Below are 22,121 nucleotides of genomic sequence, written 5' to 3'. Positions count from 1 at the left end.
CGCGCGCCGGTGGTAGGAGAGGGCATGGCGAAGAGGCGCGCAGCGTGGATGTGGGCGGCGTGGACGCTCACGGCCGGCGGGTGCACCGCGCTCGCGGGGCTGGACGACAGCTACCACCTGGTGGAAGGCGCAGGCGGCGCGCCCGGCGCGACGAGCGGTCCGTCGTCGGCCTCGTCCACGGGCGGCGCGGGCAGCATGGGGACGGGCGGCGGCGAGGGGCCCGGTCCCATGGACGTCGAGCTGATCGACGACATGGAAGACGGCGACAGCGCCATCGAAGAGGTCGGTGGCAGGGTCGGCTACTGGTACAGCTACAATGACGGGACGGGCACGCAGACTCCCCCGGTCTACTCGGAGGAAATGCCCGTCGGGTTCATCCCGGAGGCGCTCACGCCGCCGCGCGGCGAGAGCACGAGGGCGGTGCACACGTTCGGGTCCGGCTTCACGGAGTGGGGCGCCGGGGTCGGCTTCGCGCTGAACGGCCCTGACATGGGCCTGTTCGCCTACGACGCGTCGGCGTACAGCGGTATCAAGCTCTGGGCCAAGCTCGGCGACGCGGCCGCGGTGACGGCCATGAAGGTCAACATCTCGGACAAGGTCTCGGAGCCCGCGGGCGGGATCTGCGATGAATCGGCGGGAGAGGGCGAGCCCAACCGGTGCTTCGATCACTGGTTCTACACCGCGCCGCTCGGCGCGGAGTGGGCCGAGGTCGTGATCCCCTTCGAGGAGCTCACGCGTGAAGGCATTGGCGCCGAGCCCACCGCCGAGGCCGTCGACGTCGCGGGGATCTACACGATCGAGTTCCGGTTCGCGGCGGACGAGGACTTCGACGTCTACATCGACGACATCAGCTTCTACAGGTGATTGCAGCCAGCCGGCGCGCCAGGTCTCGGTTTTGATGAGCAGCGCGGCGCGGTGTACACTGGCAGCATGCTGCAACGATCCAGGGCTCGGCTCCCGCCCGGTCCCAGGGGGCCGCATGACGCAAGGCTCGATCGGGCGGTGCCGGCCGGCGAACGCGCGGCGCTCATCGCCAGCCAGGCCGAAGCCGAAGGATGCACGGACGCGGCGTTCCCGGGCCTGCGATTCGTCCGCCTGTCGCGCCCTTCGATCTGTCCGATCCTGCATGCCCTCGGTCCGACGCTCACGGTGGTCGGTCAAGGCAGGACGACCGCGCGATCCGACGAGGTCGAGCTCGAGGTCGACGCCTCGCGCTATGCCATCATGGCGAGGGAGGCGGTCTTCGAAGAAGCGGTGACGGAGGCCGACAGCACCTCTCCTTACCTCGCCATGAGCCTCGAGATTCCGCCGGACGCGATCGCCAGGGTGCTGCTCGCGCTGGCCGACGTGAGCGCCGAGCCTGTGGCCGAGGCGGCGCTGGCCTTCGTCTCGGACCTCGACACGCCGATCGAGGACGCCATCGTCCGGCTGCTCCGCGCGATCCGCGACCCGGTGGAGCGCCGGATCGTCGCTCCCTTGGCGCTCGAAGAGCTCGTCTTTCGTCTGCTCCGCTCGGAGGCCGCCGCCATGGTCCGGAGCGCCGTGGGGCGCGATCGCGACGCGGACAAGGTCCACGCGGCGATGCGCTTCCTCCGCGCGAACGTCGAGCGGCCGCTGTCCGTGGAGGACGTGGCGCGGCACGTCGCCATGAGCCCTTCGCACTTCGCCCATCGATTCCGCGCCGTCGCGCGCGTCTCCCCGATGCGCTACCTGAAGCAGCTGCGCCTGCAGCACGCGCGGGCGCTCCTGCTCTCTGGCCTGCGCGCGAGCGAAGCCGCGCAGCGCGCCGGGTACGAGAGCGCCTCGCACTTCAGCCGCGACTTCAAGCGCTGCTTCGGCGCGGCGCCGGGCGACTACGCGGAGCGCTTCCGGAAGCAGTAGGGCGCCGGATCGCAGGATCTGGCAAGAGAACCGCAGCTCTCGCCGTCGCCGCACCCCCGGCGCGACCATAGACTCTCCACCATGATCATCCTCACTGGCGCCACCGGGCACCTCGGCTCCTCTGTCCTCAAGCACATCCTCGAGCTGGTCCCGCCCTCCGAGATCATCGTCTCCTTGCACAACCGCCGGGCTCGCGAAGAGATCGAGAAGGCAGGAGTGCAGGTGAGGTCGGGGGACTATACGGACCCAGGATCCCTGGAGGACGCGTTCCGTGGCGGAGACAAGCTGCTGATCGTCTCTCATCCGTCCTTCTCCGACGATCTGCGGGTCACGTCGCACAAGAACGCGATCGACGCAGCGGTGAAGGCGGGGGTGAGGCACATCTACTACACCTCCCTCGCCTTCGGACAGGAGAGCGAGGCGGCCGTGATGCGAGCGCACCTCGACACGGAGGCGTACCTGAGATCGCGCGGGGTCACCTACACGATCATTCGAGAAGGCGTCTACATGGAGAGCTACCCCGTGTTCCTCGGGTTCTTCGGCGCCCGGGACGACGAGGTGATCGTGCCGGGCGACGGGGGGGTCGCCTGGGCTGCGCGGGACGACCTCGGAGAAGCGACGGCGAGGATCATCGCGGGCGGCGGATACGACGACGAGACCATCCTCCTCGCTGGGCCAAGGGCCTACACGCTGAAGCAGACGACCGCGCTCATCTCGTCGATCCTCGGCCGCGAGATACGCTTCTCGGTGGTGAGCCAGGGCGAGTTCGTGCGGCGAAACAGCGCGACGGGAGATGTAGCGAGGTTCTGGGCGTCCACCTATCCGGCGCTGGAGGCGGGCGAGGCGTCCATCGTGGATCCGCTCCTTGGGGCGGTCCTCGGGCGACCGCCCGTCTCCTTCGAGTCGAGGTTGAGGGAGCTGCTCGAGAACGAAGCGGAGCCGCGGAAGGAGATCTCGAGCTGGCTCGACAACGGACGAGGACGAGCGCGCTGAGCGCCATCCGTTCCCGTCGTGCCTACCCGCCGGCGAGCGGGCAATCCGTCATGGTTCGCGCGACGCGAACGCGGAGAGCTGTCGCTCATCATAGATTGCAGGCCAGCACTTCCGGTGCGTTCGTTCCGTGCGTGTCCACGCCCGAGATGACGTTGTTCACCGGGTGGAAGAGCACCTCCCCGCCTGCTGGGCCCGACTGCCAGCATCGCTGCTGGATGGATCTCGTTTGCTTCCCGCGCGACTGTTCGCAGCGCTCGAAATCGCCGCCATCGATCGTGATGTTGCTGGCCTGGAGCAAGATGCCAGGGAGATCCTGCGAGGCGGTCAGCCCGTTGTCGAAGACGATCGGGTCCTGCATGTACACGGTTCCGACCCGGAGCGCGCTCGGGGCGAGCGTCGCGCGCGAGGTCAGGTACATACCATAAGAACCGTTGCCCCAGGACCAGACGTCCCGGAGCTCCACGCCGGTGCCCGCCTGGATGTGCACCCCATAACTCCCGTTGTAAGCGAACTTGACCCGCTCGAGCTCGATGTTTTCCGGGCGATAGTTCTCCACGGGGCTCGCCATGGCGACGCCGGAGTTGCCGTTGTGATGGAAGTAGCTGTCCTGCACCACGACGTTCGAGGGGTACGCGCTGGGGTAAGTGGCCCCAGGGATCTGGGCGGCGATCCACAGCCCGTATCCACCTGATGTCGATCCCGAGCTGACCCAGTTATGGTGGACCTCGCAGTTCCGCACGGCCACCTCGGAGGCGATGATCTTGATCCCGCCGGCCCCGACCGGTCCGTTGATGTTCTTGATCTCGCAGTTCTCCACGTCGATATGGCGCGTGACGTGGTGGCCGGTGACCGAGGCCAGGTAGATGCCGCCCTTCGGTACGCCGTCGACGATCACGTTCCGGATCGCGCCCCCGGACCCCAGGGCGAACGTGATGCCGTCCAGGTTCGATGGCTTGCACTTGGGCGGCTGAGCCGAGCGGGGCACGTATCGCATGATGATGTTCTCCACCAGGCAATCCGCGCAGTTGTTCATCTGGATCCCGCTGTTGGCCTTCACCCGCGGCCCCTCCGTGAGCACGATCTGGAAATTGCGGATCCAGACCCCCGAGACGTTGTCGCTCACCCATTTCCCCGAGCCATCGAGGGCAACCTTATCGACCTGGATCGCCCCGGGGAGATACTCCGGATGGCAAGGCAGCGTCACCAGGGTCGCGGTCCCGGGATCGCCAGGGGCGGCGTCCGGAGGCAGCTCCGGTCCCTCCAGGGTCAGGTCGTTGTGCTCAGGTCTCAGCGGTGAGCGCAGCACGTAACGCCCGGCAGGGAAGGCCACGGTGTGCCTGGTCGTCGGTTGCAACATGGCGCATTTGATGGCATGCGCGATGCCCGGGCTGTCGTCGACCGTGGTGCTGTTGTCGATGGCGGGGTCGGCGGAGAGCGGACGTGCCAGGTAGGGCAGGACATCGACGACGCCATCCGGGTCGACGGACCCCGCCAGGCAGCATTCTTCCTTCGTATTGCATGCGATCTGATCCTCGTACAGCGCGCGCGTTCCCATGCACGCCTCGCTCGCGGAACAAACAGCTCCCGTGCAGGGCGTCGGCGGAGCGCCGCAGCTGCTGTTGTCCACGGGGGCCGTGAACGGCATCTCGGAGTACGGAGCATCGAGCTCGCAGAAATCGGCGCTTTCCGCGGGAGGGTGGTAGCCCCACACGGCGCTGGAGCTGGCCGCGGACGATGTCGCCCAGATCGAGGCGGAGACGAGCGCGAGAAAGCCAACCATCCAGGTCTTCATGAACCGCTGCGTGGACAGCATGCGTTTACAGTCCTTTGATGAGGGTAGTGGGTTGATTGCGAGATATAGCTGCCAAGAAATGCCCCGGCCGAGCGCTGCCTGGTCGACAGCAGCGGTATCTCTGCGTACATCCACGCAATGCTGGCGTCGGAGCTCTACAGCCCTGCGTCCGGCATGAGCGACGTCCCTGGGGGGGCGCAGCGCGCACGGCGCGACGTCGCGACCGGCCCGCGGATGCCGGAGAGCGCGCCGTCGTGAGAGGGTGAGGAACAGGCGCTGGGAGAAGGTGGACTGCTCATGCGTCGTGGAGACTCTCGGTCTCGCCCCGGGGGTGAGCGGCAAGAACCGCACCACGAGCATCGACCTGATGCACCGGACGCTTGCGATGCGGGGGCGCGCGGGCGCCCTGAGCAGGGCTGATCGGGAGCACAGGGGCCCGTCGGCGAGCGCAGCCGCTCCTCCAGCGATGTGAGCTCCCGGCCGACCGACAAGGAAGCAGGCGGGCCATCCCTCGGCTGGTGCCCGCGTGCCAGCGTGCCAGCGTGCCAGCGTGCCAGCGTGCCAGGACCCAAGTCGCGCGGCCCGGCGCGACCCGGCCTCGGCCGTCCCAGCAGGGTCGGGCGGCTCCGGGAACCCGGGTCGGGCGCGTTGCCGTGCCGATGCTTCGTCACATCCGGCGACCATCGTCGCCATGGTGGGTATCGTGGTTACATAAACTTCGGACCAACGCAGCGCGTGATCAAAAGCCCATTTCCCGGGCATGTGGTACTACGCGCGGAGCTACGCGCGTGAAACGCTGACGTAAGCATCTTACTTGACCATCTTGCTGACTACCTTGCGGCTCATCTGGCCGCTCCAAGGAGAAAATTATGCGTCTTAGCAGCTTGCTGAGCTACGGCTCGGTCTCGATCGCGTGCAGCCTGCTCGCCTGCAGCGGCGGCGATTACGGCGACGACGAGATCGCTTCGCTGGAGGGCGATCTCAGCGGCGACGCCGCGATGACGGCGGTGATCGAAGTCCAGTCGCAGTGGCCGACGGGGTACTGCGTGAACGTTGTCGTGACGAACGGCGCCACCCCGGTCACCGGCTGGAACATGGTCGTCGCGCTCAACGGCTCCACGCTACAAAGCGCGTGGAGCGCGAAAGCCAGCGCGTCGGGCGGGCAGCTCACCGCCTCCAACGTCGACTACAACGGCTCGCTGGCAGCGGGGGGTAAGACGAACTGGGGCTTCTGCGGTAACGGCACCGGCAGGCCATCGGTCGTGTCCATCAGCGGCAACGGGGCCGGAAGCTCGACCTCGACGAGCTCCAGCAGCAGCAGCGCTTCGAGCAGCAGCAGCGCTTCGAGCAGCAGCAGCGCTTCGAGCAGCAGCAGCGCTTCGAGCAGCAGCTCCTCGGCCAGCTCCGGCACCGGCGGCGCCGGGGGCAGCGGCGGCTCAGGCGGCGGCGGCGGCGGCGGCGCAGGCGGCGGTACCACGGGCGGGCCCTCGGGGCTCCCGGTCCCGCCTGGCGGCGGCGTACCCAGGCCGTCGGGCGCGCCAGGGAACCTGGTCGTGCTGAACTGGGCGGGGTTCCAGGGCGCCGTCTCGTACACCTTCGACGACTCGAACTCGAGCCAGATCAACAACTACGACGCGCTGAACGCGCTCGACGTTCCGTTCACCTTCTACCTCCAGACCGGCAAGAGCGAATCGAACAATGCGGTGTGGCAGAGGGCGGTCGCGGACGGGCACGAGCTCGGCAATCACACGAAGAGCCACTCGAGCAACGACAGCGGCGCCGACACGGACGCCGCGACGCAGTTCATCGAGAGCAAGTTCGGCGTCGACGTGTGGACGATGGCGGCCCCGAACGGCTCGTCGGTGTACTCGAACATCGCCCGGACGCGCTTCCTCATCAATCGCGGCGTGGCCAACAACCTGATCGGCCCCAACGACTCGACCGATCCGTTCAACCTGCCCTGCTACATCCCCCCGACCGGCGCCTCGACGTCGGCGCTGGACCAGCAGGTCACGAGCGCGCGGTCGGCCGGGAAGTGGCGCACCGTCCTGGTGCACGGCTTCACCGGCGGCAGCGACGGCGCCTATCAGCCCATACAGCTCAGCGCCTTCCTCGATCACGTCAAGCACACCAAGGATCTCCGCGACGTGTGGATCGACAGCGTTGTCAACGTCGGCGCCTACTGGCGCGGCCAGAAGGCGCTCTCCTCGGTCTCGCCGACGACGTCCGGCAGCGACAGGACGTGGCGGTGGACGCTGCCGGCCAACTTCCCGCCGGGCAAGTACCTGCGGGTCAAGGTGGACGGCGGGACGCTCAAGCAGGGCGGCCGCACGCTCCAGTGGGACGACCACGGCTACTACGAGATCGCGCTCGACGCGGGCTCGGTCACCCTGTCGCCGTAACCGCTCGCGCCCCCTCGGCGGCTCTGGCGCGGCGCGCGCGCCGCGCCGCCGCACCGGAGCGCGCGCGGCGCGCGTTCCTGCTCGACGCGGCCCCGACGCGGGTCTATCCACGCCGTCATGAAAAGCTCGCCGCGCGCGCTCCGGTGCGGGCTCGCCCTGACCAGCTCGCTCGCGCTCGCCTGCGTGTCGGGCTGCGGGAAGGACGTCCAGCAGCCCTCGCCGGAGGGCGCGACCGGCGCTGCTCAGGAAGGAAAGGCCATGTCGATCCACGACGTCACCGTGAAGACCATCGACGGACAGGACCGCTCCCTCGGCGAGTACCGGGGCAAGGTGCTGCTCGTGGTGAACACCGCATCGGAGTGCGGCTACACGCCGCAGTACGCCGGGCTCGAGGCGCTCCACGATCGGCTGAAGGATCGTGGCTTCTCCGTGCTCGGCTTCCCCTCGAACGACTTCGGCGCGCAGGAGCCGGGGACCGACGCCGAGATCGCCGCCTTCTGCTCCACGAAGTTCGGCGTCAGCTTTCCCATGTTCTCGAAGATCCCGGTCAAGGGGGGCAGCAAGCACCCGCTCTATGCCTTCCTCACGCAGTCCGCGCCCGCCGGAGAGGTGAAGTGGAACTTCACCAAGTTCCTGATCGGCAAGGACGGGTCGGTGATCGGGCGGTTCGAGTCGTCCGTGACGCCGGACGACCCGCAGCTCACGCAGGCGATCGACAAGGCGCTCGGCGGCTGAGCCCCGGCGTCCGCGCGCGTCCTCCAGGGCAAGCGCCCGGTGGCGCGCGGACCGGCACCGGGCGAAGATGCGCGCCCATGGAGATCTACCAGGTCCGCTATTTCCTGGCGGTCACCGAGACGCGCAGCTTCACCCGCGCGGCAGAGCGCTGCGCGGTCTCGCAGCCCGCGCTCACCGCGGCGATCAAGAAGCTGGAGGAGGAGCTGGGCGGCGCGCTCCTCCTGCGCGAGCGCGGCGGCGCGAAGCTGACGGCGCTCGGGCAACACGTGCTGCCTCGGTTCCAGCGGCTCCAGGACGAGACGCAGGCCGTGCAGGTGATCGCGGACAACCATCGACGGCTCAAGCAGGTCCCGCTCCGCGTCGGCGTCCTGTGCACCATCGGGCCGGCGCGCCTCGCGCGGGCGCTCGCGGCGTTCCGCGGCGAGGCGCCGGGCGTGGAGCTGGAGATCTCGGTGGCCGCGCAGGCCGAGATCCTGAGGCGCCTGGAGGAGGCCGAGGTCGACGTCATCGTCACGAACCTCGGAGGCGCCATCCCGGATTGGTGCGTCGTCGCCCCGCTCTACGACGAGCGGTATGTCGTCGTCCTGCCGCCCGGACATCGCCTGGAGGCCAGCGAGGCGCTCCGGCTCGAGGATCTGAGGGGAGAGCCGTACCTCGACCGGCTCGCGTGCGAGATGCGCGAGTCGGTGACGGCCGCGTGCGCGGCCCGCGACGTCGAGCTGTATGCGGCGTACCGGACCGAGCGCGAGGACTGGGTCCAGAGCCTCGTCCACGCGGGCCTGGGCTTCGCCTTCATGCCCGAGCACTCGGTGCTGCTCTCCGAGGCCTGCCGGCGGCCGCTCGTCGACCCGGCGCTCCAGCGCACGATCGCGCTGGTCCGCTCGGGAGATCGCACGCCGACGTCGGCGCTCCAGCGCTTCTGGGACGCGCTGCTCGCGCGCGCCGCCCGCGGCGGGCCGCGGGAGGGCGGCGGCGCCCAGCAGCCCAGGCGCCCTCTCGGGAGCGGCGTCAGGGCTTCGCGGCGATGATGTCGACGCGCTCGATGACGGGCGCGGTCGCGAGCAGCTCGGGCGCCTTCGCCATCAGCGCGGCCGCGATCGGGCCGTGGAGGTGCGCCTCGCGGCCTTCCTCGTCGGCGAAGGTGTCGAAGACACCGAACGTCGACGGGCCGATCCGCAGGGCGAACCAGTGAACGGTCCGCTGCTCCTCGACGGCGAGGCCGATGGCGCTGCGGAGGAAGGCCTCGACCTCGGCCGCCTTGCCGGGCTTGGCCTCGATCCGGACCAGGAGGGAGCGGGTCACAGCAGGAACATGGGGGGTCGTCATGAGCGTCTCCAGGGTTCGGCGGCGCGCTGCGCGCCGCGCTCGATGAGGAGGGTTGTGACGACGAAACGGCCGCTTCGCCCATCGATGTTCCTGATGGATCCATCCGCGGCGTCGATGGACGGACTCGCGGCATCCGTCTTCCCCGCTCCGGTGGGCACCCCCGACGCGGCCATGAGGCAGGCATGGGCGGTAGGCCACGGAAGCGCCCGCGGACGGCCGACGACCGCGTGCGGGCACCCGCGCGGCGGCGCGCCTCGGGCTGCTCCGCCGCGTGCGGGGCGTGATCACGCCGGCGCGCTCCGGGAATTTATCGGGGCCGCGCAGCAGCGGCCTTCGTGTATAAAGGCCGTAGCAGCTCACGCGTGACGGTCTTTGAGCTGGTCTTTTCATTCTCGCTCTCCTGGGTACCCTCCACTGGAAAGGCTGATGCAGATGGCGCCTCCTTCGGACAATGAGAATTCAAGTCGCTCGGCCCGACCGCTCACCCGACGGTCCCGGTCGATGACGTTCCTGAGGGGGCCGCTCCTGCTCGCCGGGCTCCTGAGCGTCGCGCTCGCGAGCGCCTGTTCCTCGGGCGGCACCGGCGAGCCGAGCGAGACGACAGGCAGCGGGGGCAGCCCGAGCGGCACCGGCGGCGGCGCCTCGGTGGGCGGGGGCGACGGCACCGGGGGCTCGGGCGCGGGCACCCCTGGGAGCGGCGGCGGCGCGGGCACGGGTGGATCGACCGGGAGCGCGGGCGGGATGTCGGGCTCCGACGAGGAGTACCCCCTGCCGGATTCCCTGGCGGACGAGACCGGCGCAGACCTCTGGCTCAGGTACCCGCAGGTCCCCATTCCGGGGCGCCTCGCGGAGTACCAGGCTGCCTTCAAGCGCGTGATCAAGTCGGGGAGCGGCGCGAGCCTCGACATCGCCGAGGACGAGCTCGTCGAGGGCCTGAGCGGCTTGACCGGCGGAACGGTGGAGACCGGCGCGGCGGTCGAGGGGCCGGGCGCCGTGGTGATCGGGACGGCCACCGCGGACATCATCAAGGGCCTGCCGCTCGCGGCGCGCCTCGGCGCCCTGGGCCCCGAGGGCTACCTCGTCGAGACCGCCGAGGTGGGCGGCCAACCGGTGACCGCCGTGGCGGGCAACACCGAGGTCGGCGTGCTCTATGGCACCTTCGCGCTCCTCCGGCACCTCCAGAGCCACAGCACGCTCGAGGGGCTGTCGATCTCCGGATCTCCGAAGATCAAGAACCGCATCCTGAACCACTGGGACAACCTCGATCGCAGCGTGGAGCGCGGCTACGCGGGGCGATCCATCTGGGACTGGAGCGCGCTGCCGGGCACCCTCTCGCCTCGCTACAAGGACTACGCGAGGGCCAACGCCTCCATCGGCATCAACGGGACCGTGCTCACGAACGTGAACGCCAACGCGCAGGTCCTGACGCCGTCGTACCTCGTGAAGGTCAAGGCGCTGGCCGATGTCTTCCGTCCTTATGGCATCAAGGTGTACCTCACGGCCCGCTTCAGCGCGCCGATCGAGATCGGCAACCTGAGCACGGCGGATCCGACCAACGCCAGCGTCAAGCAATGGTGGACGAGCAAGGTCGACGAGATCTACCGGCAGATCCCCGATTTCGGCGGCTTCCTGGTGAAGGCGAACTCCGAGGGGCAGCCGGGGCCGCACGACTACAACCGGACCCACGCCGACGGCGCCAACATGCTCGCCGACGCGCTCGCGCCCCACAAGGGCATCGTGATGTGGCGCGCCTTCGTCTACTCGGACGACAACCCGCCGGACCGCATCAAGCAGGCCTACGAGCAGTTCAAGCCGCTGGACGGCAAGTTCAAGGACAACGTCCTCGTGCAGGCCAAGAACGGCCCGCTCGATTTCCAGCCCCGGGAGCCGTTCCATCCGCTGTTCGGGGCCATGCCCGAGACGCCCCTGGCGCTCGAGCTCCAGATCACGAAGGAGTACCTCGGCGAGGACACGCACCTCGCCTACGTCGGCCCGCTCTACGAGGAGGTCCTCAAGGCGGACACCTACGCGGACGGCGAGGGCTCGACCGTGGCGCGGGTCATCGACGGCACGCTCCATGGGCATGAGACCACCGCGATCGCGGGCGTCTCCAACGTCGGCGACGACGCGAACTGGACCGGGTCCCACATGAACCAGGCGAACTGGTACGTGTTCGGCCGCATGGCGTGGAACCCGGACCTGTCCTCGGAGGCGATCGCCGAGGAGTGGGTCCGCCAGACCTTCTCGAACGACCCTGTCGTCGTCACGCCGGTGGTCCAGATGATGATGAGCTCCCACCAGGCGCTCGTCGACTACATGACGCCGCTCGGCCTGGTCCACATCATGGGCACCGACCATCACTACGGGCCAGCGCCGTGGGTGAGCGACCTGAGCCGCGCCGAGTGGAACCCGGTCTATTACCACAAGGCGGACGCGCGCGGCATCGGCTTCAACCGCACGTCGTCGGGCAGCAACGCTGTTGCTCAGTACTTCGCGCCGCTCGCGCAGGAGTTCGGGAGCCGGGACACGGTGCCGGACGATTTCCTTCTCTTCTTCCACCACGTCGGCTGGCAAGAAGAGCTGAGCTCGGGGAGGACGGTCTGGGAGGAGCTCGTCCACCGTTACAGCCGCGGCGTCGATGAGGTGGGCGTCCTGCGAGAAGCATGGGAGTCCGTCGAGGGTCGCGTCGACAACAAGCGCTTCGCCGACGTGAGCGAGTTCCTGAAGATCCAGCACCACGAGGCGCGCTGGTGGCGCGACGCGTGCCTCACCTACTTCGCCCAGGTCGGGAGCCTGCAGGTGCCGAGCGGCTACGCCCCTCCGGCGAACGCGCTGAGCTTCTACCAGGGGCTCCGCTGCCCCTCCGACGCAAAGAAGCCCCGCTGCTCGCAGGTCTACACGGGGGATCCGTCGCCGGCCATCCTCCCGTGATCCCGTGAGCGCGCCCGGCCGGCTCGGTCCGGCCGGCGCGCGTCAGCGCGTCAGCGCGTCAGCCGCGCCGCGATGCCGTCGAGCACGCAGTCGAGCCCCCTGTCGAACACGACGTCGGGCGGCGGGTGGGTGGCGTCGCGGACCACCCTGGCGAGCGTCGGAAATCGGCCGGTGGCGATCATCCGCTCGATGTACGGTCCCGTGGACCTCTGCCATGCGGCCTGGTCCATGCCGCTCGCGTGCTCCGCGCGCAGCTCGCTGGCCTCGCTCTGGAGGGCGCCGAGCACGTAGGCATTGACCGTTCCGGCGGCCAGGAGCGCGGCGTCGATGTCTCCGAAGCCCGGGCTGTCGCTCAGCGCCGCGAGCGAGGCCTCGAGGTGCGCCAGGGCGTTCGGTCCGAGGTGAGGACGGCCGCCCAGCAGGTCGGTGAGCCACCGGTGCTGGTGGGCAGCGCGCCGGGTGCGGTGAGCCATGGCGCGCAAGACGTCGCGCCAGCCGCCCCGGAGCGGCCCGGCCGCCGCCATCTCCCCGTACACCGCGTCCACCATGAGCTCGAGCAGCTCTTCCTTGGTGGACATGTAGCCATAGAGCCGCATCGGCCCGGCCCCGAGCGAGGCCCCGACCTTGCGCAAGGACACCGACGCCAGCCCCTCGGCGTCGGCGAGCGCGATGGCGGCGCGCACGATCCCGTCCCGGCTCAGCGGTCCGGGCGCCGGACGGGGGGCGGGCTCCGGGCGCTCCCAGACGAGGGGGGCGTCGGCCGCGTCCGGTTTCTGTCGTGCGTTCATCGCGTCCCTTCTTTCCCCGCCGGGGGCGGTTGACAAGAGGTCGCCAGGTATACACTGTATCGTAGTGATACACTGTATCGAGAGGCGGTCGCACATGGAAGAGAGCTCGACGTCGGTGCTCGTGGTCGGGGGCAGCCTGGTGGGCCTGTCCGCCGCTGTGTTTCTGGCCTGGCGGGGGGTGCCGACCGTGGTGGTCGAGCGGCACCCTGGCAGCTCGGCGCACCCTCGCGCGATCGGCTTCACGCCGAGGACGCTGGAGCTGTTGCGCGCGGTGGGGCTCGGCCCGCGTGTCCCGCAGGCGGCGCGCGGCACCAGGCCGCGCCGGGTGCGCGTCGAGAGCCTGGCCGGGAGGTGGTTCGAGGAGACCCTGTGGACGCCCGAGCGGCCGGAGGCGCCCGCCATCGAGCACTCGCCGTGCGCCGGCGCGGCGCTCGCGCAGGATCGGCTGGAGCCGATCCTGCGCGAGGAGGCGATCGCGCTCGGCGCCGACGTCAGGCTCGGGACAGAGCTGCTCCGCTTCGAGCAGGACGACGGCGGGGTGACGGCCTGGCTGCGCGGGCGCGACGGGCAGGAGTACGCGACGCGCGCGGCCTACCTGATCGCGGCCGACGGCCACCGCAGCCCGGTCCGCGAGGCGCTGGGGATCGGCCGCGACGGGCGAGGCTACCTGCGCACGGCGCGGAGCGTCCTGTTCCGGGCGCCGCTCGACGCGTACCTCCGGAGCGGGTTCGTCCAGTTCGAGGTGGAGCAGCCGGGGTTCAGCGCGTTCCTCGTCACGTACGGCGATGGCCGCTGGATGTTGATGTTCCGGGACGACGAGGAGCGGGACGAGCAGGCGCAGCGGGAGATGGTGTCCAGGGCCATCGGCAGGTCGGATGTCCCGATCGAGATCGTCACCACCGGCCGCTGGACGATCAGCGCGCTGATCGCGGACCGCTTCGCTTCCGGACGCGTGTTCCTGGCCGGCGACGCCGCGCACACCTTGCCGCCCAACCGCGGCGGCTACGGCGCGAACACCGGCATCGAGGACGCCCACAACCTGGCGTGGAAGCTGTCTGCGGTCCTGTCGGGCGCGTCGGCGCCGCGGCTCCTCGACACCTACGACGCCGAGCGGCGCCCGATCGCGTGGCTGCGCCACCAGCAGATCTTCGCGCGGGACGACTACAAGGCGTTCGCGGGCGGGCCGGCCAGGGACGCGACGATCCTCGACGACGACGCCATGGAGCTCGGTCAGCTCTACCGGTCGGCCGCGGTGCTCGGGGCCGACGACGCGCTGCCGCCGGCGTTGCGGCCCGATCGATGGGCTGGCCAGCCCGGGACGCGCGCGCCGCACGTGTGGGTCGTCGATGGCGGCGAGCGGCGATCGACGCTCGACCTCTTCCAGAAGGGCTGGGTGCTGCTGGCCGAGGACGGGCGGTGGTGCTCCGCCGCGGCGCAGGCGGCCGGGCGGCTGGGCATCGAGGTGCGGTGTATCCGCCTCGGCGTCGACGTGCGGCCCGTCGACGAGCGCGAGGAGGGAGCGCTCCGGAGGGCCTTTGGCCTGGGGGTAGGGGGAGCCTCGCTGATCCGGCCGGACGGCTACGTGGCGTGGCGATCGGTGGATCTGCCGGCGGATCCAGCCGGCGCGCTCACCGATGCCCTCGGGCGGGTGTCGTGCGCGGCGTGAGACGCCGTGGCGCCAGGATCTGTTCGATCAGCGTGAGCGGTGTTCCAGGCTAGGGGGAAGTCGCCTTGACGGCGGCGTCGACGATCGCGTCCAGGTTCACCGCGTCCGCCATCGCCTTGTATCCGGCGTCGTTCGGGTGCAGTTTGTCAGCATCGTAGGCCGGGAGCAGGCGGCTCGGGTTGGCCGGGTCGCGCAGCGCCTTGTCGAAGTCGATCACGCCGTCGAAGGCGCCGCTGGTGCGGATCCAGGTGTTCAGCTTCTGCCGCTCCTGCTCGCCCTTGGCCGTTCCGTAATCGCCCTTGTAGGTCCCTGTCGATCCGGCGAAGGGCACCAGGGTGCCGCCATAGATCTTCAGCCCGGCAGCGCGGGCAGCCTGGATGATCTGCTGGTAGACAGGGATCAGATCCGTGGCCTTGGCGGAGCGGTCGCCGATGTCGTTGATGCCCGCCAGCAGGATGACCGCGCGCGCGCCGGGCTGGGTCAGCACATCGCGCGCGAGGCGGGCCGGAACGGGGTACCCGAACTGGAGCTGGGGACGGACGGTGAGCAGCTCGTTCCCGATGATCCCGGCGTTGACCACGGAGAGGGTCGGACCCTTGCGGCTGGCCAGGCGCTCCGCGAGGAAGTCGGGGTAGCGCTGGTTCTTGTTCTTGGTCGAGAGGTATCCGTCGGTGATCGAGTCGCCGAGCGCGATCAGGGTGCCGACGACGTTCGGCGCCGCCTTGACGTCGACGCCCGAGAGGAACATCCAGCACGAGAGCTTCTGCGTGAACTGCTTGTCGGCGCCGGCCCCGGTCTGGTTGCCCGCGGCGAGGAAGCTGTCCTGCGCCGCGAAAAAGTGCTGTGTGGCCGGCCCGGTCTTGGCCGGGAGGTGGACGTTGACGGCCAGCGTCTGGAGCGCCTGGATCTTCAGGGGCACGGGGTCGCTCAGCGCCTCGGCGCCCGCGGCGATGACGATCGAGGGCTGACCTGCGAAGCGCAGCGCGTGCGTGGCCCCGGTGGTCGCGGCGGCTCCGTCCTTCGAGAGCGCGACAGACGCCGCGCCGACCTTGAGCGGCTCGGCGCCGCCGGCGTTGGAGATCCGCACGCGCACCGAGCTGCCGCCGGCGCTCAGGCGGACGATGTTCCGGACCGTCTGGCCGGTCAGGCCGACATCCGACGGGCACTCCTGCGCGTTGAACGTGCCGCCCGGCGTCGGGCTGGCGTGCCACGCGGCGACCCAGCGGCCGTCGGGCGCCGGATCGGCGGCCAGCGCGGGGCGACCCAGCGCGCCCGTCAGCAGCGCGAACACCGCGGCGGCGAGGGAAAATCGTGGCAGACGACCGGTCTTCGGCCCTGGCAACGTGAGCGAGAACCGCGAGGGGGCACGGCGCTCCGAGGTGACTTCGTGAGGTCTGTGTCGATTGGACATCGGTTCTCTCCCGACTGTTCGCGTGGGACGCGGAAAGCCTCTCTGACTCCGTGGGGGATGCTCGCTCGCCTTGCCCGAAGTCATCCTCGAATCCGCACGAGCTGAGTCGAAGCTGGCGCCAGGGGCGCTTCCAGGGGGCAGGATGCCAGCGCGCGGAGAGGGAAATGCAAACGTAAGGAGACGTCAAGCCCGAGCTGCGCGAGCGGCCCCGGACTGACAGCATATTTCTCTGCGATCCGGTCCTCGCCTGGAAAAATAACGCCATGTTGCAATTGTGTGCGGATCGCGGCGGTCGCCGTCATCTCGGCACGGCGCCTCACCCTGCGCGCGTGAGGCCGTTGAGCCCGTGGTACTCGACGAAGCGCTGGATTCGGACCCGTCGCGCGCCGCCCCGGTCGACGCCTCCATCGACGCCCACGCGTCAGCGCCATCACCGCCGGCGCATCATCTCTGGAGGTCGGTCCGGCGTCGCGGGATCCCAGCGGCCGACGACCTGGCGCAGATGGTCGAGCGATGCCATCAGCGCGGCGTCATCCACGCGGATACCCGTCGCCGCGGGCAAGATCTCGGCGAACATCTGCCCGGCTTTCCTCAGGTCGCAGAACTTGTGCGGGTATCGCTGGCGGGCAACGAGAGAGAGCCCTGTCACGATGCTGCGCACCGCCGCCGCCCGGAAGCCCGCCCCTTCGACGACGACCGCCGAGCACCTGGTGAACGAGCTCGCCTCCGCGAGGAAGGCCGAGAGCGCGTCGCGCACAGGCGCCGGCGGGAACGACGCTCCACCCTCGATGATGGTGAGCAGCCCGATGCCGCGCGGATATTGCTTTGCGAAACCCCTGCACGCGTCGGCAAGGTGGCGCACGCCCTCCTTGGTCGTGTCCTGGCGCCAGATGGTGCAGAAGATCTGGCGCCAGGTCGCCAGGATGTAGTCCGGGTGCCTGGCGACCAGGTGGCACGGCTCGACGGGCACGGTGGCGTTCGCGCCGAAGAGGGGCGCCTCCGCGACGACCGTCGTGGCCTCGTCGCCGATCTCCCCCTGGACGCGGTGATCCGCGAGCGGTCGGTTCATGTCGTCGTCGGCGGCGTGGGCGACCGGGAGCTTCGCCGCGATCGTGGCGCGGGTCGCCGCGCTGGCCGGGACCAGGAGCTCGTCGCGGAGGCCGAAACCGTCGGGCAGCAGCCGTCGGATCGCCTCGAGCATCGCGGCCGCGGTGGGGAATCTCTCGCCAGCGTCGAGCCGCAGCGCGCCATGCACCACGGCCGCGGCCTCCGCTCGGACCCAGGGGGCGACCGACTGGACGGAGGGCGGCGGCCGCGAACAGATCGCTATGATCAGATCACCGAAGCCGGCGATGTGCTCGTACGGGAGCTTCCCCGTGAGGGTGCGGTAGAGCACCATGCCGAGCGACCAGAGGTCGGTACGGTAGTCGATGTCGCTGAGTCCCCGGGCCTGTTCGGGGGACATGTAGAGCGGCGAGCCGAGGATCCCTCCGGTGCGGGTGAGGCTCGTGGTCGGGCCGTCCTGATTCGCATCCCGCTTGAGCTTGGCGATCCCGAAGTCGAGGATCTTGACGACGATCTCACCCTCACGGCGCCGGGCGAGGAAGAGGTTGGCGGGCTTGATGTCCCGGTGCACGACGCGTGCCTCGTGAGCCTTCTGGAGGCCGATGCAGACCTGCGCCGCGACCCGGAGGGCGGTGTCGGGATCGAGGCTCCCGACCCTGTCGAGCAGTTGCTGGAGATCCTCTCCTTCCAGGAGCTCCATCACGAGATAGGGCGCCTGGGTCTCAGGATCCGTTCCTGACTCGAGCACGCGGACCCTGTGCTCGGTGTCGACCGCGCCCATGGCTTTCGCCTCGCGGTGGAAGCGCTCCACGCTGCTCTTGCCAGGAACCAGGAGCTCTCCGTTCATGCACTTGAGCGCGACGTGCTCACCGGTCTCGACGTGCTCGGCCTGGTAGACCGCGCCCATCCCCCCTTGCCCGAGCAAACGGATAACCCGGTACTTCCCGTCGTGGAGCTGTCCGATCAAGACATCGATAGAGTAAAGGAGGCGGGCATGCGGACGCAACAGCCGCCCGGCTCCTACCGGGGCGTCACCTCCCGAACGTGCTACGAGCGGCCTCGACAGGCTCGGGTACCTCCGCGTCCCGGGGCGCCCGGTTGACGTGCTCAGGCAAGGCTGAAGCCAGGAGCGCAGGCCCCATCCGCGTTCCAGGACGCCTCTCTGGGCCGCGCGCGATCCGGTCTCGGCGGCCCCGCTGCGTGTGATTCGCTTTGCGGCAGCCATCCATCCTTCGCGGCAAACGATCGAGCGCGGGCCGACAGAGCGTCTGCGACGTATCCGCGTAGCGAGCGGTCCAAAGATACGTCGTCGAGATCGCGTGTGCCTCTTGGGGGAGGACGGCTCGCGCGATCTGCGTCCTGCCCACGCATGGACGCATCACGAGGTCACAGGCGGCACGACCGGCCGCGCGCCCCGGCTGCGGCGGGCGGGACGACGCGGGCGAGGGCGCGCGGCGCTCGATGGATGCGCCGCGGCGCAGCTGCGTTGAAATTTGCGTTGAATTTGCCGGGGCGCGGTGCGGTAATCGTTCGAGGAGCCCGCCGGGCGCCCGGGCGGCGCGGCGCGCGGGATCACCATGGACAGGCAGGCGTGACGGGCGCACGGGACAGCGGCGGGGACCTCCCGGCAGGCGAGAGCATCCCGCCCGGCGAGAGCATCCCGCCAGGCGAGGGCGCTCCGGCCGCCGCGCACGGCGGCTCCGAGGGCGCGCCCGGGGCCGAGCTGCGCTCGGTGACGGCGGGCGGCGCGACGCTCTGGCTCGCGCAGTCGCCGGGGTTCTCGCTGTGGCGCGGCGAGGTGGCCGCGCCGGATCGGCTGCGCATCGAAGGGCGCGACGGGTACCTGCACGAGCTCCGGCTCGAGCCGGTGGGCGTGCTGCGGCTCGGCCGCGCGGAGCGCGTCGGCGACGAGCGCAACGACCTCGTGTACCCCGACGTGGCGTCGCGGCTCGCGGCCACGCTGCGCCACGACGGCGTGCGCTGGTGGCTGCGCCGCCGCGACGAGTGCAGCGTGCCCGTGCAGGTCGGCGCGCGGCACCTCGCGCGCGGGGAGGAGTCGCCGCTCGTGCACGGCACGTTCGTCTGCGTCGGCGGCATGCGCGCGACGCTCTTCGACCGCCGCTACGCCGCGCTGTCGGTCCCCGCCGGGGCGGTGGACCCGGCGACCGGGCTGCTCGCGCGCGCCGGCCTGGAGCAGGAGTGCGCGTCGCTCCTGTCGCGGAAGGGCCAGGGGGCGCTCGTCCTGCTGCGGCCGATCGAGGCGGCGCCGCCGGTCTCGGGCGCCGCGAGCGGGCGGGGCGGGGAGGGGGCGGCGAGCAGGCCGGGCGGGGAGAGGCCGAGCAGGCCGGGCGGGGAGAGGCCGAGCAGGCCGGGCGGGGAAGGAGCCGCGGGGGGCAGCCTCTTGCCGGGCGCGGCGTCGCGCGCGGCCGCCGCCGTGGTCGCGGTGCACCGGCTGTGGCCGGAACTGCCGGTCGGCGACGCGGACGGCACGGCGGTGGTGCTCGTGCGCGGCGGCGCGCCGGAGGCGGCCGCGGCGGCCCGCCGCGCGCTGGAAGCCGCGGCGGCGGCGGGGCTCGGGGCGTTCGCGTGCGGCTACTTCTCGCTCGCCGGGGACGCGGACGTCGCCGGCCGCGAGGTCGAGCTCGCCCTGCACGCCGTCGCCTCGCTCGCGGCGGAGCGCGAGCGCGCCGCGCCGGGAAGCGCCGGCGCCCCGGGGGCTCCGAGCGTGGCCGAGCTCCGCGACGGCGCGGCGGGCGCGCGGCTCGCGACGGCGCTCGAGGTGATCGAGGCGTCGCAGAGCGGGCGCCGGGCGACGGTCCTGTTCGGCATCGAGGAGCAGAGCGCGCTCGGCGGCGTCGGGCCGCACGTGATCGGGGCGCTCGCGCAGGAGCTCGCCGCGGTGATCGCGAGCCACGCGGGGGCCGGCGCGCTGGTGGCGCCGCTCGCGCCGGGCGTCGTCGCGGCGTGCGTGCCGCGCCGGGCGGATCCGGCCGTGATGGCGAGCGCGGTGCAGTGCGACTGGCACGGCCGGCCGCCGATCCTCGACGGCAGGGTCGAGCTCGCGCGGACGCTGTCGTGGGAGCTCCTGCACGGCCTCGACGCGGGCGCGCGGGCGGCGGAGATCTCGCGCGAGTGCGGCGATCCGCACGGCGTGCTCTCGGCGCTGAGCGGCGGGCTACCGTACCCGATCGCGGGGCGGGTGCGGGCCGCGATCGGGGCGTCGAGCGCGATCGAGCGGGTGAAGATGCTGTTCGACGTGCTCGAGGGCACGTGGCGCTTCATCGCGACGGTGCTCGTCTCCGCCTTCTTCAGCGGCGGCAGCGCGCCCCCGGCCTCGGGGCGCAGCGGCGGCGCGGGCGCCCCCGGCGCGCGCGGCTCCGGCGCGGGCGAGCCCCCGCCGGGATGGAGCGCCGTGCTCGATTTCTACGGGCGCACGCGCACGCGCGACGGCCTGGCGCTCGGCGCGTGGCGCGAGCTCGCGCGCACGGCCGCGCGCGCGTTCGGCGACCGCGACGACCCGATCGGCTCGATGGCGAGGGAGGTGCTCGACGTCAAGCTGTCGCACAACCAGACGTTCGAGACGCTCTCGAACCTGATGCAGGCCGAGCGCAACCAGTTCGCGCACGGCCACTACACCGAGGCGCGCGCGGCCGCGGATCTGCCGGACTTCGAGCAGATGACGCGCGCGCTCCTCCGGGCGCAGCGGCCGCTCTGCGCGTGGACGCTGGTGACGGTCGAGAAGACGGAGCCGGACCTCTACGGCGATCTCCAGACGGTGGAGTTCATCGATCACACAGGCCCGTTCGCGTCGGGGACGCGGCGCCGGATCGGCCTGAACTCGCCGGTGCGCCTGTCGAACGTTGTCTACCTGGCCCGCTTCCGCGAGGGGCTGATGCTGCCGCTCGATCCGATGGTGCGGCGCCTCGCCCACGACGACCGGCTCGACCTCTACTGGATGGATCACCTCCCGCGGGCCGGCACATGCCACCTGAGCGCGGTCGTCGCAGGCCGGGCGGTGAGGGCGCCGTGCGACGCGCGGCGGATGCCGCCGCTCCTGCGGGCGCTGATCGACGCCGCGGGCGCGTGAGGGGCGAGGAGAGACAGCGGTGACGCGGACGGGCTCCGCCTGAGCGGCGACGGCCCGTCTCGCGCGCGAGCACGGGAGGAGCCAGCGGGCCCGGGCCGCTAGCCGACCGAGGCGGCGGCCGCGACGGCCGAGGGCGCCGGCGCGGGGTCGAAGAAGCTCGTCAGGTGGGCGGCGACCACCTCGGGCGCGTGCACGTCGGGCGCGTTGTGGTCGGCGCCCGGGATGTCGGCGCGGCGGACGTCGGGCAGCGTCAGATCGAGCTGCGCGGTGGCCTCCAGGAGGTACGCCGGGCTCCTGGTGCCGGCCAGGAGGAGCGTCGTGCAGCGCACGTCGCGGTAGCGCGCGATGTCGGTGCCGAGCGACCCGATCGCCTCGAGGTCGCGCGGCACGGTGCGCAGCAGCTCGGCCATCTCGCGGCCGTCGGCGCCGAGCAGCATCACGCGGGCGAGGACCGCGAGCAGCCACACGGGGAGCTCGATCGGCGGCCCCATCCGCAGGCCCCGCAGGAAGAGCGCCATCGCGCGCGCGCTGTGCCCCGCGTCGAGCGCGGCGCGGAACGACGGGACCCAGTCGAGCGGCAGGAACTTCTCGAGGCACACGGGAGGCTCGTAGAGCGCCAGCCGCCGCACCGGCAGGCGCCGCGCCGCCTCCAGCGCCACGATGGCGCCGCCGCTGTGGCCGAAGATCTGCGTCGCGCCCGTGGCCTGCATCACGGCGGCGACGTCCTCCACCTCCGTGTCCATGCCGCGCCAGGCTCCGAGCGACGGGCTGAGCCCCCGGCCGCGCCTGTCGACGGCGAGGACGCTGAAGCGGCCCGCGAGCGCGGCGGCCAGCGCGCGGTAGTGCCTGGCGGCGCGCGCGCCGCCGTGGAGCACGAGGACGGGCTCGCCCGCCCCGTGCCGCTCCCACCCGATGCGCGTCCCGTCGGCCGATGTGGTGGCCTCTTCGACGATCTTCATGGCGGTGGTCCTTCCCAGAGGCCGCGCTCACGCCGCGCTGCCAGCGTGCTCCTGCTCATAAACGCGCCACGACGCGAAGGCTAGC

Annotated in this window: 15 protein-coding genes; 9 read left to right on the top strand and 6 right to left on the bottom strand. The window is 71.1% G+C overall.

Annotation, left to right across the window (positions count from 1 at the left end; translation table 11 throughout):
- The first annotated feature begins 24 nt into the window (after positions 1-24).
- From WME96_RS28150 to WME96_RS28140, 3 genes are all read left to right on the top strand, one after another.
- Entirely contained in the window at positions 25-864 is an 840-nt protein-coding gene (locus tag WME96_RS28150; protein WP_437284676.1) for a hypothetical protein, read from the top strand.
- 138 nt (positions 865-1,002) lie between these two features.
- Entirely contained in the window at positions 1,003-1,881 is an 879-nt protein-coding gene (locus tag WME96_RS28145; RefSeq protein ID WP_437284675.1) for an AraC family transcriptional regulator N-terminal domain-containing protein, read from the top strand.
- 81 nt (positions 1,882-1,962) lie between these two features.
- The gene (locus tag WME96_RS28140) at positions 1,963-2,874 is read left to right on the top strand and encodes an SDR family oxidoreductase (protein WP_437284674.1); all 912 of its coding nucleotides are present in this window, start codon (positions 1,963-1,965) and stop codon (positions 2,872-2,874) included.
- A gap of 88 nt (positions 2,875-2,962) precedes the next feature.
- Here WME96_RS28140 and WME96_RS28135 read toward each other — a convergent pair whose 3' ends face one another.
- Positions 2,963-4,687 carry a right-handed parallel beta-helix repeat-containing protein gene (locus WME96_RS28135; protein ID WP_437284673.1) on the bottom strand — a complete coding sequence of 575 codons (1,725 nt, stop codon included), beginning with the start codon at positions 4,685-4,687 and terminating at the stop codon, positions 2,963-2,965.
- A gap of 848 nt (positions 4,688-5,535) precedes the next feature.
- On the opposite strand from WME96_RS28135, the gene WME96_RS28130 reads away from it, so the two are divergent.
- The 3 genes from WME96_RS28130 to WME96_RS28120 all read left to right on the top strand — a co-directional run bounded on the left by WME96_RS28130 (position 5,536) and on the right by WME96_RS28120 (position 8,831).
- Entirely contained in the window at positions 5,536-7,068 is a 1,533-nt protein-coding gene (locus WME96_RS28130) for a cellulose binding domain-containing protein (RefSeq protein WP_437284672.1), read from the top strand.
- A 117-nt stretch (positions 7,069-7,185) separates the two neighbouring features.
- On the top strand, positions 7,186-7,803 hold the full coding sequence (locus tag WME96_RS28125) for a glutathione peroxidase (RefSeq protein WP_437284671.1): 618 nt from the start codon (positions 7,186-7,188) through the stop codon (positions 7,801-7,803).
- A gap of 77 nt (positions 7,804-7,880) precedes the next feature.
- Entirely contained in the window at positions 7,881-8,831 is a 951-nt protein-coding gene (locus WME96_RS28120; RefSeq protein WP_437284670.1) for a LysR family transcriptional regulator, read from the top strand.
- Here WME96_RS28120 and WME96_RS28115 read toward each other — a convergent pair.
- On the bottom strand, positions 8,812-9,129 hold the full coding sequence (locus WME96_RS28115) for a putative quinol monooxygenase (RefSeq protein WP_437284669.1): 318 nt from the start codon (positions 9,127-9,129) through the stop codon (positions 8,812-8,814). The genes WME96_RS28120 and WME96_RS28115 overlap by 20 nt on opposite strands.
- 501 nt (positions 9,130-9,630) lie before the next feature.
- Here WME96_RS28115 and WME96_RS28110 point away from each other — a divergent pair.
- Complete coding sequence (locus WME96_RS28110) at positions 9,631-12,060, top strand: alpha-glucuronidase family glycosyl hydrolase (RefSeq protein WP_437284668.1); 2,430 nt, start codon at positions 9,631-9,633, stop codon at positions 12,058-12,060.
- A gap of 50 nt (positions 12,061-12,110) precedes the next feature.
- On the opposite strand, the gene WME96_RS28105 is transcribed toward WME96_RS28110, so the two are convergent.
- Complete coding sequence (locus WME96_RS28105) at positions 12,111-12,848, bottom strand: TetR/AcrR family transcriptional regulator (RefSeq protein ID WP_437284667.1); 738 nt, start codon at positions 12,846-12,848, stop codon at positions 12,111-12,113.
- Positions 12,849-12,942: 94 nt separating this feature from the next.
- Here WME96_RS28105 and WME96_RS28100 point away from each other — a divergent pair, with 94 nt between their 5' ends.
- The gene (locus WME96_RS28100; RefSeq protein ID WP_437284666.1) at positions 12,943-14,514 is read left to right on the top strand and encodes an FAD-dependent monooxygenase; all 1,572 of its coding nucleotides are present in this window, start codon (positions 12,943-12,945) and stop codon (positions 14,512-14,514) included.
- Positions 14,515-14,563: 49 nt separating this feature from the next.
- Here WME96_RS28100 and WME96_RS28095 read toward each other — a convergent pair whose 3' ends face one another.
- Together WME96_RS28095 and WME96_RS28090 are read right to left on the bottom strand one after the other, a co-directional pair.
- On the bottom strand, positions 14,564-15,805 hold the full coding sequence (locus tag WME96_RS28095; RefSeq protein ID WP_437284665.1) for an SGNH/GDSL hydrolase family protein: 1,242 nt from the start codon (positions 15,803-15,805) through the stop codon (positions 14,564-14,566).
- A gap of 550 nt (positions 15,806-16,355) precedes the next feature.
- The gene (locus tag WME96_RS28090) at positions 16,356-17,957 is read right to left on the bottom strand and encodes a serine/threonine protein kinase (RefSeq protein WP_437284664.1); all 1,602 of its coding nucleotides are present in this window, start codon (positions 17,955-17,957) and stop codon (positions 16,356-16,358) included.
- 624 nt (positions 17,958-18,581) lie between these two features.
- On the opposite strand from WME96_RS28090, the gene WME96_RS28085 reads away from it, so the two are divergent.
- Complete coding sequence (locus tag WME96_RS28085; protein ID WP_437284663.1) at positions 18,582-21,077, top strand: hypothetical protein; 2,496 nt, start codon at positions 18,582-18,584, stop codon at positions 21,075-21,077.
- Between the two features lie 98 nt (positions 21,078-21,175).
- Here the strand turns inward: WME96_RS28085 and WME96_RS28080 are convergent, their stop codons facing one another.
- Complete coding sequence (locus WME96_RS28080) at positions 21,176-22,036, bottom strand: alpha/beta fold hydrolase (RefSeq protein WP_437284662.1); 861 nt, start codon at positions 22,034-22,036, stop codon at positions 21,176-21,178.
- Positions 22,037-22,121: the final 85 nt, after the last annotated feature.

Source organism: Sorangium sp. So ce406, from assembly GCF_051474675.1.
Taxonomy (GTDB): domain Bacteria; phylum Myxococcota_A; class Polyangia; order Polyangiales; family Polyangiaceae; genus Sorangium; species Sorangium cellulosum_G.
The sequence above is the reverse complement of the archived record's forward strand: the minus strand, read 5'-3'. Positions and strand labels throughout refer to the sequence as shown.

What these genes read in the sequence shown, in the direction of transcription:
- WME96_RS28100 (WP_437284666.1), top strand. Translation starts at nt 12,943, where the DNA reads ATGGAAGAGAGCTCGACGTCGGTGCTCGTGGTCGGGGGCAGCCTGGTG.
- WME96_RS28135 (WP_437284673.1), bottom strand. Translation starts at nt 4,687, where the DNA reads ATGCTGTCCACGCAGCGGTTCATGAAGACCTGGATGGTTGGCTTTCTC.
- WME96_RS28140 (WP_437284674.1), top strand. Translation starts at nt 1,963, where the DNA reads ATGATCATCCTCACTGGCGCCACCGGGCACCTCGGCTCCTCTGTCCTC.
- WME96_RS28130 (WP_437284672.1), top strand. Translation starts at nt 5,536, where the DNA reads ATGCGTCTTAGCAGCTTGCTGAGCTACGGCTCGGTCTCGATCGCGTGC.
- WME96_RS28110 (WP_437284668.1), top strand. Translation starts at nt 9,631, where the DNA reads ATGACGTTCCTGAGGGGGCCGCTCCTGCTCGCCGGGCTCCTGAGCGTC.
- WME96_RS28150 (WP_437284676.1), top strand. Translation starts at nt 25, where the DNA reads ATGGCGAAGAGGCGCGCAGCGTGGATGTGGGCGGCGTGGACGCTCACG.
- WME96_RS28125 (WP_437284671.1), top strand. Translation starts at nt 7,186, where the DNA reads ATGAAAAGCTCGCCGCGCGCGCTCCGGTGCGGGCTCGCCCTGACCAGC.
- WME96_RS28105 (WP_437284667.1), bottom strand. Translation starts at nt 12,848, where the DNA reads ATGAACGCACGACAGAAACCGGACGCGGCCGACGCCCCCCTCGTCTGG.
- WME96_RS28080 (WP_437284662.1), bottom strand. Translation starts at nt 22,036, where the DNA reads ATGAAGATCGTCGAAGAGGCCACCACATCGGCCGACGGGACGCGCATC.
- WME96_RS28120 (WP_437284670.1), top strand. Translation starts at nt 7,881, where the DNA reads ATGGAGATCTACCAGGTCCGCTATTTCCTGGCGGTCACCGAGACGCGC.
- WME96_RS28115 (WP_437284669.1), bottom strand. Translation starts at nt 9,129, where the DNA reads ATGACGACCCCCCATGTTCCTGCTGTGACCCGCTCCCTCCTGGTCCGG.